This window comes from Dactylosporangium sp. NPDC051087, assembly GCF_055586325.1.
This window is the reverse complement of the sequence record NZ_JBVJIJ010000007.1, coordinates 22,666-35,723: the sequence shown is the minus strand read 5'-3', so window position 1 is coordinate 35,723 and position 13,058 is coordinate 22,666. Positions and strand designations below refer to the sequence as shown.

Sequence of the window (13,058 nt, the reverse complement as noted above, 5' to 3'; positions counted from 1 at the left end):
ATCTTAGGTTCGCCGTGCCACCACGAACAGTCGCGGAAACGGCAGGATCGTCCCGAAGGGTTCGCGGGGGTACCGCTCGCGCAGCGCGGCCGCGACCCGGGCACGGAACTCGTCGAGCTCCGCACCGGACAGCGCGTCGAAATACGGGCGCAGGCCGGTCCCGCTGAACCATTCGAGGACCGGGTCCTCGCCCGGCAGCACGTGGAAGTAGGTCGTCTCCCACGCGTCGACGGTCAGGCCGAGCCCGGCGAGCGTCCGCACGTACCAGGACGGCTCCCGCACCGGCGTCGCGCCGCGCGGCCCGAGCCGCGCGGGTCCCAGGACGTCCTCGGGGAGGATGGGCCCGCCGGTCGGGACCTGGAAGGCCAGGGTGCCCCCGTCGTCGAGGGCCGCGGCGAGCACCGGCATGAGCGCGGCGTGGTCGCCGACCCACTGCAGCGAGGCGTTGGCGACGATGACGTCCACGGAGCCGCGCTGCGGCCGCCACCCGGCGATGTCGCCGAGCTGGAACGACAGCTGCGGCGTGGCGAGCGGGGCGGCGTCGGCGAGCATCTCGGGGGAGGAGTCGATGCCTAGCACCGCCGCGTCCGGATACCGCTCGGCGAGCGTCGCGGTCAGCGCGCCGGGCCCGCAGCCGAGGTCGACGACCGCGACCGGCGCGGTGGTCCGGATGCGCGCGACGAGCTCGTGGAAGGGCCGCGCCCGCTCTTCGGCGAAGCGGCGGTACTGCTCGGGATCCCAAGAGGCCATGCCCCAATCTTGCCGGGCATGGCCTCTGGAGAGAGGACGGGACTACCTGACGCGGCCGAAGCCCCGCAGGTTGCTCCGGTTGGTCGAGGACACCTGCACGGTCTTGCCGGTGGTCGGCGCGTGGATCATCTGCCCGTTGCCGATGTAGAGCCCGACGTGCGTGATGTTGCTCGTGGAGGAGCCGAAGAAGACCAGGTCACCGGCTGCCGCATCGGCCTGTGAGACGCGTGCGGTGCCGCGGTACTGATCCTGGGCGACCCGGGGGATGCTCTTGCCGGCGGCCTTCCACGAGGCCGACGTGAGACCGGAGCAGTCGTAGCTGCTCGGCCCGGCCGCACCCCACTTGTAGGGCTTGCCGATCTGGTTCCACGCGAAGGTGACGGCCTTGCCCGCCACGCCGGACACGGCGGGCGGGGGACCGGCGGGCTTCGTCGCGGCCGTGGTCTTGGTGCTGCCGGCCGCGGTGGCCCGGCGCTTGAGGTCCTCGAGCTTCTTGACGTCGCCCTCGATCTTCTTCTTCTTGACCTCGAGCTCGGCCTTCTTCGCGTTCTCCGCGGCGATCGTGTCGTCGATCTTCTTCTGCTCGTCGGCGAGCTCCGCCTGGGCCACCTTGAGCGCCCCGATCTCCGCCTGCTGGTGCTTGTTGATCTGCTGCAGGGTGGAGAGCTGGTCGATCAGCGAGTCGGAGGACTGCGACCCGAGGATGACCGACAGCGTGGCGAAGTTGCCCGAGGTCTTGAACGCGGCGACCGCGAGCACGTCGACGTTGGCGGTGGCGGCGGCCGCGCTGTCCGCGAACGGCTGGAGCTTCTTCTGCAGCTCGGCGTTGGCCGCCTGGGCGTTGGCGAGCTCTTCGTTGACCTTGTTGTAGGCCTCGACCGTCGCCTCGAACTCGTCGCCCACCTTGTCGAGCTGGGCTTCGATCTCGGCGAGCGTGGGGTCGGCCTTGGCGACACTCGCGGGCGCCACGATGACCAGCGACACGGCCCCGATGATCAGGGTGCGCAGCAGGGATCGTCTGGCGCGGTGTCCGACGGACAAGGGATGACCCTTCTTCACCGACCGCCTACCGGGTTAGCTGACGGGTTCGGGCGGGAAGAGTGCGCCCTACCGCGGCTTCGCGGATTCACCCCAAGGAACCTGGGTCCCCGGCTCGCACAGCGCCGTGACGGCGCTCGATTCGGCGGCGCTTGCCGGCGCCGCCCGGGCTGGGCGACGGACTGCCGGGCAGGCCGGACCTAACTTAACGTGATCACCAGCGAAGCGAAACCCGCGCGAGTTGTTCAATATCTATTACCCCAAAAGTCCGTATCACCACGGGTTGTCGCTCCACATCGGACGGTGACACAACACGGAACCGAGTGTTGACGGACACATATTTGGGGCTTGATTCTGCTCTGGAACCCGGTTAAATACACGTAACTTTATTCACCGTCGATGCACATAGTTCGCCCACTCCGAACACCCCCGGAGGAGCGTCACCGGATGTTGCGTGTCCAGAACCTCGAGGTCGTCTACGACGACGTGATGCTGGTCCTGCGGGGCGTCAGCCTGCAGGTCCCACCAGGACGCATCGTCGCGCTGCTCGGCGCGAACGGTGCGGGCAAGACCACGCTGCTGCGGGCCCTGTCGGGCCTGCTCGGCGTGCACGACGGCGCCGTCACCAAAGGCGCGATCACCCTCGATGACAGACCCATCCACCGGCTGCGACCGGCCGCGATCGTGCGGCGGGGCGTCTCGCAGGTGATGGAGGGGCGCAGGACATTCGCGGAGCTCACCGTCGAGGAGAACCTGCGGCTCGGCGCCCACACCCGCCCCAAGGGCCGGGCCGAGGCCATGGACCGCATGTACAGCCTCTTCCCCGTCCTCGCGCAGCGCCGCGGCAGCGTCGCCGGCTACCTCTCCGGCGGCGAGCAGCAGATGCTGGCGATGGGGCGGGCGCTCATGTCGGACCCGGCGTACCTGCTGCTCGACGAGCCCAGCCTCGGCCTCGCGCCGCGCCTGGTGGAGCAGGTCCGCGACCTGATCGTGCAGATCAACCGGGCCGGCACCGGCGTGCTGCTGGTCGAGCAGAACGCGACCATGGCGCTGTCCATCGCCGAGCACGGATACGTGCTGGAGACCGGCAAGGTCGTGCTCGACAAGCCCGCCGCCGAACTGCTCGCCGACGACGACATCCGCGAGTTCTACCTGGGACGGGCCGAGCGGTCCTTCCGCGACGTGAAGCACTACAAGCGCCGCAAACGCTGGCTGTCATAGGAAATCAGGAGTCGCCGTGCTGCGTTTCGAAGACGTCCGGCTCAGTTTCGCCGGCGTCAAAGCCATCGACGGTGTTTCGTTCACCGTCGCGGACAACGAACTCTTCGCCGTCATCGGGCCCAACGGGGCCGGGAAGACGTCGATCTTCAATGTGATCTCGGGTGTGTACCGCCCGCAGCAGGGCAGGGTGCAGCTCGGCGACGTCGAGCTCACCGGCCTGCGCCCCGACAAGGTCGCCAAGCTCGGCGTGGCCCGCACCTTCCAGAACGTCGAGCTGTTCCAGCACCTGACCGTGCTGGAGAACCTCATGCTCGGCCGGCACCACCACATTCGCTACGGCACCCTCGCCGCCATCGCGTGGCTCGGCCGCGCCCGGCGCGAGGAGATCGCCAACCGGGCCGTGGTCGAGGACATCGTCGACTTCCTCGAGCTCGCCCAGTGGCGCCGCCTGCCGGTGGGGCTGCTGCCGTACGGCGTGCAGAAGCGCGTCGAGCTCGGCCGGGCCCTGGCGATGGAGCCGAAGCTGCTGCTGCTGGACGAGCCGGTCGCCGGGATGAACCTGGAGGAGACCGAGGACATGGCCCGCTTCATCCTCGACGTCCGCGAGGAGCTCGGCATCCCGATGATCCTCGTCGAGCACGACATGGGCCTCGTCATGGACCTCGCCGACCGGGTCATGGTCGTCGACTTCGGGGTGCCCGTCGCCACCGGCACCCCCGCCGAGGTGCAGAACAACCCCGACGTCCTGCGCGCCTACCTGGGCGAGGTGGAGGCGGCATGACCGGCCAGCGGAGCGGCTCGGGCCGGTCATCAGGAGATCAGTCTGCGGTCAGGCGCCCGGAACGAAGTGAGGACGCATGACCGGCCAGCGGAGCGGCTCGGGCCGGTCATCAGGAGATCAGTCTGCGGTCAGGCGCCCGGAACGAAGTGAGGACGCATGACCGGCCAGCGGAGCGGCTCGGGCCGGTCATCAGGAGGTCAGCCTGCGGTCAGGCGCCCGGAACGAAGTGAGGACGCATGACGATCGCTGATCTGGTGAAGCAGCACGCGGAACGTACCCCGGACGCCGTCGCGCTGCGGGAGAAGCACCGCGGCATCTGGCGCGAGATCACCTGGCGTGACTACTGGAGCACCGCGGAGACCGTGGCCCGGGCGCTCAGGTCACTCGGCGTGCAGCCCGGCGACCGGGTCGCGATCCAGTCGGAGAACCGCTCCGAGTGGCTCTTCGTCGACGTCGCCGCCGTCGCCGTGCGGGCCGCGACCGTCGGGCTCTACCCGACGAACCCGCCCGACGAGGTGCGGCACATGCTCGCCGACTCCGGCGCCCGGGTGCTCTTCGCCGAGGACCAGGAACAGGTCGACAAGGCCCTCGCCGTCCTTCCCGACTGCCCGGACCTCGAATGGATCGTCTACCTCGAACCCCGGGGCATCCGCGGCCGGTACAAGAACCCGAAGCTCATCGCGTGGAGCGACCTCCTCGCGTCGCACGCGGACGACGGCCCGGTCGAGCTCGCGTCGCAGCCCGGCGACGTCGCGACGCTGATCTACACGTCCGGCACCACCGGGCGGCCCAAGGGCGCGATGCTCACCGTCGCCAACGTCGACTTCGCCATCCGGGTCCTCATCGAGGGCGGCGGCTTCTCCGACCCGCCGCCCGGGCCGGGTGACCTGACCCTGTCGTACCTGCCGCTGTGCCACGTCGCGGAGCGGGTCTTCACGGTCTGGTTCAACGCCGCCGCCGGCGTCACCGTGCACTTCGGTGAGTCGATCGCGACCGTGCAGGCCGACCTGCGCGAGGTGCAGCCGACGATCCTGTTCGGGGTGCCGCGCATCTGGGAGAAGATGATGGCCGGCGTCACGGTCCGGCTGGCCGGCGCGTCGCCGGTCAAGCGGGCCAACGCGCGGCTCTGGCTGCGGGTCGCCGACCGGATCGGCGCCACCCTGGAGGCCAACGGCGGCCGGCACACCGCGGGCAGCCGCCTGCGGTACGCGATCGGCTGGCTGCTGTGCTACCGGGCGCTGAAGGAGCGCATCGGGGTCCGCCGGGTCCGCTACGCCGCCAGCGGCGCCGCCCCCATCGCCCCCGACGTGCTGCGGTTCTTCATGGGCATCGGGGTGCCGATGTTCGAGGTGTACGGCATGACCGAGAACACCGCGATCAGCACCGCCAACCGTCCCGGCCGGGTCAGGCTCGGCACCGTCGGCGAGGCGCACCCCGGTGTCGAGATCCGCATCGCCGACGACGGCGAGATCCAGACCCGGCACCCGGGCACGTTCGCCGGCTACTTCCGCAACCAGGCGGCGACGGACGAGGCGATGACCGCGGACGGCTGGCTGCGCACCGGCGACGTCGGCGAGCTGGTCGACGGCACGCACCTGAGGATCACCGACCGGTCGAAGGACATCATCATCACCGCCGGTGGCAAGAACGTCGCGCCGAGCGAGATCGAGAACAAGCTGAAGGCGTCGCCGTTCGTCAAGGAGGCCGTCGTCATCGGCGACCGCCGGGCGTTCCTGACCGCGCTCATCGGCATCGAGCTCGACACCGTCGGGGAATGGGCGCAGCGCCGCGGCATCGGCTACACCACCTACCGCGACCTGTCCGCCAAGCCCGAGGTCCTCGCCCTCATCCAGGGCGTGCTCGACGCGGTCAACGCCGTGCACAACCCGGTCGAGCAGGTCAAGACGTTCCGGATGCTGCCCAAGGAGCTCGACCACGAAGACGGCGAGCTCACCGCGACGCAGAAGGTCCGCCGCGGCGCCGTCGCCACGACCTTCGCCGCGCTCGTCGACGACATGTACGGGAGCCGAGTGTGAAGGATTTCGTCGAGAGCGTCCTGCGCGGCATCGGCACGGGCAGCGTCTACGCGCTGCTCGGCCTCGGGTTCGTGATCATCTACAAGGCCACCCGGGTCATCTCCTTCGCCCAGCCGGCGTTCATGCTGGCAGGGGCCGTCCTGGTGACCTACCTGGTGGGGCCGCTCGGCTTCTTCCTCGCCCTGGCCGCGGCCGCCGTGCTCACCGGCGGCATCGCCCTGGGCGTCGAGCGGCTCGCGGTCCGGCCGATGATCGGCCGGCCGGTCTTCACCGTCGCGATCATCACGCTCGGCATCGACATCGCCGTCCGGGTCGTCGTCAACGGCGCCATCGGCCTGGACGTGCGGCAGGTCGGCGACCCGTGGGGCCTGAAGGTGTGGAAGCTGCCCGGCGGCGTCCAGGTCGAGCAGCGGCACGTCGCGATGGTCCTGACCACCGCCGTCCTCATCGCCCTGCTGTTCCTGTTCTTCCGGTACACCCGGACCGGCCTGGCCATGCGGGCCGCCTCCTACGACCAGGAGGCCGCGCTCGCCCAGGGCGTCAGCGTCGGGTCGGTCTTCGCGCTGTCGTGGGCCCTCGCGGGTGCCCTCGCCGCGGTCGCCGGCACGTTCGCGGCGGTCGGCGGCAGCGTCAGCGAGTCGTTGTGGCTGATCGCGCTGACCGCCCTGCCGGTGATCATCCTCGGCGGCCTCGACTCGCTGCCCGGCGCCGTCATCGGCGGCCTCGCCGTCGGCACCGTCCAGGAGCTCACCGCCACCTACCAGGGCTCGGTGCCGTGGCTCGGCGGCAACATCTCCGTCGTCACGCCCTACGTGGTGATGTTCCTGGTCCTGCTCGTGCGCCCCTACGGCCTGTTCGGCACCCGGGAGGTCGAAAGGGTATGAGAAACCGTCCACTGCTGCGCACCTCCTACAACCAGGAGCTGGCGCTGCTCGACACCACCTCGAAGAAGGTGGCCGTCGGGATCCTCCTCGCGGTCGGCGCGGCGCTGCCGTGGCTGGTCGAGGACCAGCTGCTGCAGCTCATCGGCCTCGCGTGCGTCACCGCGATCGGCGCGATCGGGCTCAACATCGTCACCGGCTACGCCGGTCAGGTGTCGCTCGGGCACGCGTTCTTCCTGGCGATCGGCGCCTACACGGCGGCGGCCATCGCCGGCGACCCCGACGCCCGGACCATCGGCTTCGGGGTCCGGGAGATCCTGATCTGGCTGCCGGCCGCCGGTCTCGTCGCAGCGGTCGCCGGTGTACTGGTGGCCCCGCTCGCGACCCGCCTGCGCGGCCTGTACCTGGCGATCGTGACCCTCGGGCTGGTCTTCATCGGCGGCCACGTCATCAACGAGTGGTCGTCGCTGACCGGCGGGCCCGGCATCGGCCGCCAGCCCCCGGCGCCGACCCTGTTCGGCTACGACCTCAACACCGGCGACGCCTTCCTCACGAGAGATCAGAAGCTGTACCTGCTGATGCTCGTGCTGCTCGTCCTCGCGGCTCTCGCGGCGCGCAACCTGGCGCGCTCGCGGGTGGGCCGGGCCTTCACCGCCATCCGGGACCGCGACATCGCGGCCGGCGTGATGGGCGTGAACCTGGCCAGATACAAGACGATCGCCTTCGGGGTGTCGTCGTTCTACGCCGGCTGCGCCGGTGCGCTGCTCTACGTCGGTGTCGGCTACTTCGACCCGACGACCTTCAACCTGCTGCTGTCGGTGCAGTACATCGCCATGGTCCTCATCGGCGGTGCCGGCACGGTCAGCGGCGCGATCCTGGGCGCCTTCCTCATCACGCTGCTGCCACGGCTGATCCGTGAGGTCCCGTCGTACCTGCCGTTCATCAGCAACTCGCCCGCGGAGTCACCCAACGCCTACCAGCTCGAGACCGTCCTGTACGGCGTGTTGATCATCGTGTTCCTGATCTTCGAGCCGCGCGGGCTGTTCGGCATCTGGATCCGGCTCCGCAACTACTGGAAAGCCTGGCCGTTCTCGTACTGACCTCGTCGTAAGGAGCTCCTCAATGAAGAGGTTGGGCATGTTTGCCCTCGCCGCGGTGCTCACCGTCGGCTCACTCGCCGGATGTCGCGGCGGGGACAGCACGGAAAGCAAGGGCTCGTCGGGCCCGAAGTCGGACGTCGGGATCACCAAGGAACCCTGTCCGAAGTCCGAGCACAAGGACCGGGGCTGCATCTACCTCGGCATCATCTCCGACCTGACCGTCGGGCCGTTCCACGTCCTCGCCGTGCCGATCACCGACGCGCAGAAGGCGTTCTGGAAGCGGGTCAACGCGCAGGGCGGCATCGGCGGGTACGACATCGACGCCGAGACCTACGTGCGGGACAACAAGTACAACCCGCAGACGCACAACGAGGCCTACCAGGAGATGAAGGGCAAGGTCCTGGCCCTGGCGCAGAGCCTCGGCTCGCCGACCACGGCGGCGATCCTGCCCGACATGAAGGCCAACAACATCATCGCCGCCCCCGCGGCGTGGACGTCGGCCTACGCCTTCGAGGACAACATCCTCGAGTCCGGCGCCAACTACTGCATCGAGTCGATGAACGCCGTCGACTACGCCAAGGAGAAGTTCTCCCCGAAGACCGTCATGGCGGTGCACCTCGCCGGCGACTACGGCGACGACGCCGCCGCCGGGGCGAAGATCGCCGCGGAGAAGCTCGGCATGACGTTCATCAACGTGAAGACCGACACCGGCACCGACAAGCAGGCCGGCGCGGTCACCGCGATCGTCACGCAGAAGCCCGACCTGGTCATCCTGACCACCGGCCCGGCGGACGCGGCCGCGATCGTCGGCGGCGCCGCCCAGCGCGGCTTCACCGGCAAGTTCATCGGCACCAGCCCGTCCTGGAACCAGGGCCTGCTCGCCACCGCCGCGGCACCCGCGCTGAAGGCGCTCTACGTGCAGTCCTCGCCGTGGAAGTCGTGGGCGTCGGACACCCCCGGGCACAAGGCGATGCGCGAGGCGCTGCCCGGCGTCACGCCGAACGACGGCTACACGTCCGGCTGGGTCTGGTCGTACCCGATGCTCGCCGCGCTGAAGAAGGCCCAGGCCGACGGTGACCTGACGCGGGCCGGCCTGCTCAAGGCCGCCAAGTCGCTCACCAAGGTCGACTACGAGGGCATGCTGCCCGACGGCGCCGGCAACTACGCCGGCGGCGCGGACGGCATCTTCCGCCAGTCGCTCATCTACAACCCGACCGTCGGCGCGGGCGGCCCCAACGACGTCAAGCTGGAGAAGGACTACTTCACCGGCTCCGTCGCCAAGGACTTCAAGCTCACCAAGCCCTGCTACGAGCAGCTGTAACGACGTCATGAGGTGCGACGACCCGTTCGGCCGGGCTCGGCCGAACGGGTCGTTTTCCGTATTACCGCGCCCGGAGTCGCCCGTTTCGCGGCGAGTCGTGACCGCCCGCGTCGGCAACGCGACACTTCCTCACGTCGGTGCGCGCTGGGTAGGCTGGCGCAATTTCAGCGGGACTCCCGCCTCTCTGCACGACCCCCATCAGGAGAGGACGGTTCATGTCGATGCGTCGACGTACCGTGCGCGCTCTGCTCGCCGCCATGCTCACGGCCGGCGTTCTCGTGCCCGTCACCGGCTCGGCGCCGGCGACCGCAGCGACCCTCCCGCCCGAATTCCAGGAGCAGGTCGTCTTCAGCGGCCTGACCAACCCGACGAACATCGAGTTCGCCCCTGACGGCCGGGTGTTCGTCGCCGAGAAGAGCGGCCTGATCAAGGTCTACGACAGCCTGTCGGACCCGACCGCGGACGTCTTCGCCGACCTGCGCACCAACGTGCACGACCAGTGGGACCGCGGCCTGCTCGGCCTCGCGCTCGCGCCCGGCTTCCCGACGAACCCGTGGGTGTACGTGCTGTACACCTACGACGCGTTGCCCGGCGGCACCGCGCCGAAGTGGAACGACGTCTGCCCGAACGCCAACGACGGCAACTGCGTCGTCACCGGCCGGCTGTCGCGGCTGCAAGCCAACGGCAACCAGATGACCGGCGCCGAGCAGGTGCTGATCACCGACTGGTGCCAGCAGTACCCCAGCCACTCCATCGGCGACCTGCACTTCGGCGCCGACGGCGCGCTGTACGCCTCCTCCGGCGACGGCGCCAGCTTCAGCGCCACCGACTACGGCCAGTTCGGCAACCCCGCCAACCCGTGCGGCGACCCGCCGTCGGCGGCCGGCACGGCGCTGAGCACGCCCACCGCCGAGGGCGGCGCGCTGCGCTCCCAGGACATCCGCACCACCGCCGACCCGACCGGCCTCAACGGCACCGTCATCCGCATCGACCCGGCGACCGGCGCGGCGCTGCCGACCAACCCCAACGCGGGCTCCGCCGACGCCAACGCCCGGCGGATCGTCGCCTACGGCATGCGCAACCCGTTCCGCTTCACCATGAAGCCCGGCACCAACGAGGTGTGGAGCGGCGAGGTCGGCTGGAACACGTTCGAGGAGATCAACCGGGTCGCGAACCCGGTCGCCAGCACGATCGGCAACTACGGCTGGCCGTGCATCGAGGGCCCGAACCCGCAGGGCGGCTACGACGGCGCCAACCTCAACCTGTGCGAGCCGATGTACGGCGCGACCCCGGCCGTGCCGAACGTCCAGCCGTACTACGCGTGGAACCACAGCTCGAAGGTCGTCGCCGGGGAGACCTGCCCCAGCGGCGGCTCGTCGTCCTCCGGCGTGGCGTTCTACCCGGACAGCGGCCCCTACCCGGCCGCGTACCGTGGCGCGCTGTTCTTCTCCGACTACAGCCGTGACTGCATCTGGGCCATGATGCCCGCCACCGCCGGTGGGCTGCCGTCGACGTCGAACATCATCACGTTCGCCGCCGGCGCCGCGAACCCCGTCGACCTCGCGATCGGCCCCGGCAACGAGCTGTACTACGTCGACCTCAACGGCGGCACGGTGCGCCGCATCCGGCACTACAGCGGCAACCAGCCGCCCGTCGCGTCGATCACCACGAACCGGACCTCCGGCGGCACGCCGCTCGCCGTCACCTTCGACGGCTCGACGTCCTCCGACGCCGACCCCGCCGACCAGGGCCTGCTGAAGTACCAGTGGGACTTCACCAACGACGGCACCTTCGACACGCCGAACGTCGCGGCCAGCGTCACCGCCTCCTACACGTACACCACGGCGGGGACGTACACGGCGAAGCTACGGGTGACGGACACCCTCGGCGCCACCAACGACAAGACGGTCACGATCACCGCGGGCAACGACGCGCCGACCGCGATCATCGACACGCCGCTGCCCTCGCTCACCTGGGCGGTCGGCAACCAGATCAGCTTCACCGGCCACGCGACCGACCCGCAGCAGGGCACCCTGCCCGCGTCGGCGCTCAACTGGGCGATCGTGCTGCACCACTGCTCCTCGCCCGGCGTGTGCCACGAGCATCCGCTGCAGACGCTCAACGGCGTCGCCGGCGGGACGCTCAGCGCGCCCGACCACGAGTACCCGTCGTATCTGGAGTTCCGGATGACGGCGACCGACGCGGGCGGGCTCACCAGCACCACCACCGTCAACGTGCAGCCGAAGACGGTCGACCTGACGTTCGTCAGCAACCCGCCCGGGCTCAACCTGACGGTCGGCGCGACGAGCCAGCAGGCGCCGTTCACCCGCACCGTCATCCAGGGCTCGACCAACACGGTCAGCGCGCCGACGCCGCAGCTGTACGACAACGTGCCGCACGCGTTCGGCTCGTGGTCCGACGGCGGGGCGCAGACCCACGTCGTCACCGCCCCGGCGACCGCCGGCACGTACACCGCCGGCTACGTGTCCTCGTGCAAGGACACCTTCGGCTACGTCTGCTCGGCCTCGCCGCGGGCGTTCGTCCCGGCCGACGGCACGGTGCTGCCGCTGACCGGTGACGACAACATGAGCCAGATCTCGTTGCCGTTCGGCTTCAAGTTCTACGGCACGACCTACAACTCGGCGTGGATCGACACCAACGGCCGGATGAGCTTCGCCAACCAGGGCGCCTCGACCACGGCGCACGGCGCGATCCCGTCGACCGCGACGCCGAACTCGTCCATCTACGCCTACTGGACCGACCTCGTCGTGGACGGCTCGGCCAGCGTCAGGACCGCGCTGATCGGCACCGCGCCCAACCGGCAGTTCGTGGTCGAGTGGCGCAACGCCTACCAGTACGGCTTCACGTCCCGGCGGATCAACGCCGAGGCGATCCTGTTCGAGAACGGCGACGTCGTCACCAACTACTCCGGCATCGACAACACCGCCGAGGCCGGCGCGTCCTCCACGGTCGGCATCGAGAACGCGAGCGGCACCGTCGGCATCCAGTTCTCCAACAACACCTCGGCGCTGCAGAACGGCATGGGTGTGCTGTTCAAGTCGCCGGGCGGCCCCGCCGACCCGCCGCCGGTCACCGGGACCGTCACCGGCACCGTGACCAACCAGGGCACCGGCACGCCGGTGGCCGGCGCGACGGTGACGCTCACCCCCGGCGGGGCGAGCAAGACCACCGCCGCGAACGGCACCTACACCTTCACCGGTGTCGCCGCCGGGTCGTACACGGTGAACGCCTCGGTCGGTGGCGGCGGCGCCTGTGGCGGCGGCGGGGCCTCGGCCCCGGTGACCGTCGGCGCCGGCACCTCCACGGTCAACCTGGCGCTGACGCAGGGCGCCGACGCGTTCGGCTACACCTGCGCCGACGGGCCCCGGACGTTCATCGACGGCGACACGCCGCTGGCGCTCACCGGTGACGACGCGATCGTGCAGCTGACCACGCCGTTCCCGGTCAAGCTGTACGGCACCTCGTACACCTCGGTCTGGGTCGACACGAACGGCAAGGCGAGCTTCGTGAACCCCGGCGCGGCCAACGCCGACCACACCACCCTGCCCACGACCGTGGCGCCGAACGCCACGGTCTACCCGTTCTGGTCCGACCTCGTCGTGGACGGCCAGTCCAGCGTCCGCACCGCTACGACCGGTGCGGCGCCGAACCGGGCGTACGTCATCGAGTGGCGCAACGTGTTCCTCTACGGCAACACGTCGCGGCGCCTCACCTTCGAGGCGGTCTTCTACGAGAACGGCGACATCGCGTTCGCGTACAAGGATCTCGACAACGCGTTCGAGCAGGGCAGCAACGCCACCGTCGGGATCGAGAACGCCGCCGGGACCGTTGCCTACCAGTACGCCAACAACCAGCCGGTGCTGGTCAGCGGCAACGGGGTCCTGTTCCACCCGCCGGCGTAGCGGCCGG

At 69.9% G+C, this 13,058-nt stretch carries 9 protein-coding genes and 1 riboswitch; of the genes, 7 read left to right on the top strand and 2 right to left on the bottom strand.

Annotation, left to right across the window (positions count from 1 at the left end; all coding sequences use genetic code 11):
• Positions 1-3: 3 nt before the first annotated feature.
• A complete protein-coding gene (locus ACZ6TV_RS14935) occupies positions 4-750 on the bottom strand; it encodes a methyltransferase domain-containing protein (protein ID WP_465297719.1) in 747 nt (248 codons plus the stop codon).
• A gap of 42 nt (positions 751-792) precedes the next feature.
• Positions 793-1,791, bottom strand: coding sequence for a C40 family peptidase (locus tag ACZ6TV_RS14930; RefSeq protein WP_465297718.1), 999 nt, complete (start codon positions 1,789-1,791; stop codon positions 793-795).
• 7 nt (positions 1,792-1,798) lie between these two features.
• A riboswitch (cyclic di-AMP (ydaO/yuaA leader) is annotated at positions 1,799-1,946 on the bottom strand.
• A gap of 289 nt (positions 1,947-2,235) precedes the next feature.
• Here ACZ6TV_RS14930 and ACZ6TV_RS14925 point away from each other — a divergent pair.
• The 7 genes from ACZ6TV_RS14925 (at position 2,236) to ACZ6TV_RS14895 (ending at position 13,051) form a co-directional block, all read left to right on the top strand.
• Complete coding sequence (locus tag ACZ6TV_RS14925) at positions 2,236-3,009, top strand: ABC transporter ATP-binding protein (protein WP_465297717.1); 774 nt, start codon at positions 2,236-2,238, stop codon at positions 3,007-3,009.
• Positions 3,010-3,025: 16 nt separating this feature from the next.
• A complete protein-coding gene (locus ACZ6TV_RS14920) occupies positions 3,026-3,790 on the top strand; it encodes an ABC transporter ATP-binding protein (protein WP_465297716.1) in 765 nt (254 codons plus the stop codon).
• Between the two features lie 236 nt (positions 3,791-4,026).
• Positions 4,027-5,826: an AMP-dependent synthetase/ligase gene (locus ACZ6TV_RS14915; protein ID WP_465297715.1), complete on the top strand. Its 1,800-nt coding sequence runs from the start codon at positions 4,027-4,029 to the stop codon at positions 5,824-5,826.
• On the top strand, positions 5,823-6,710 hold the full coding sequence (locus ACZ6TV_RS14910) for a branched-chain amino acid ABC transporter permease (protein ID WP_465297714.1): 888 nt from the start codon (positions 5,823-5,825) through the stop codon (positions 6,708-6,710). The genes ACZ6TV_RS14915 and ACZ6TV_RS14910 overlap by 4 nt, the downstream gene beginning before the upstream one ends.
• On the top strand, positions 6,707-7,807 hold the full coding sequence (locus tag ACZ6TV_RS14905) for a branched-chain amino acid ABC transporter permease (RefSeq protein ID WP_465297713.1): 1,101 nt from the start codon (positions 6,707-6,709) through the stop codon (positions 7,805-7,807). The genes ACZ6TV_RS14910 and ACZ6TV_RS14905 overlap by 4 nt, the downstream gene beginning before the upstream one ends.
• Positions 7,808-7,829: 22 nt before the next feature.
• Positions 7,830-9,128, top strand: coding sequence for an ABC transporter substrate-binding protein (locus ACZ6TV_RS14900; protein WP_465297712.1), 1,299 nt, complete (start codon positions 7,830-7,832; stop codon positions 9,126-9,128).
• Positions 9,129-9,343: 215 nt separating this feature from the next.
• Positions 9,344-13,051 (top strand): PQQ-dependent sugar dehydrogenase, encoded by a 3,708-nt coding sequence (locus ACZ6TV_RS14895; protein WP_465297711.1) that lies wholly within the window; start codon positions 9,344-9,346, stop codon positions 13,049-13,051.
• The last annotated feature ends 7 nt before the right edge of the window (positions 13,052-13,058 follow it).

Coding starts and splice junctions, on each gene's coding strand:
- ACZ6TV_RS14905 (WP_465297713.1), top strand. CDS start 6,707: ATGAGAAACCGTCCACTGCTGCGCACCTCCTACAACCAGGAGCTGGCG.
- ACZ6TV_RS14900 (WP_465297712.1), top strand. CDS start 7,830: ATGAAGAGGTTGGGCATGTTTGCCCTCGCCGCGGTGCTCACCGTCGGC.
- ACZ6TV_RS14935 (WP_465297719.1), bottom strand. CDS start 750: ATGGCCTCTTGGGATCCCGAGCAGTACCGCCGCTTCGCCGAAGAGCGG.
- ACZ6TV_RS14925 (WP_465297717.1), top strand. CDS start 2,236: ATGTTGCGTGTCCAGAACCTCGAGGTCGTCTACGACGACGTGATGCTG.
- ACZ6TV_RS14915 (WP_465297715.1), top strand. CDS start 4,027: ATGACGATCGCTGATCTGGTGAAGCAGCACGCGGAACGTACCCCGGAC.
- ACZ6TV_RS14895 (WP_465297711.1), top strand. CDS start 9,344: ATGTCGATGCGTCGACGTACCGTGCGCGCTCTGCTCGCCGCCATGCTC.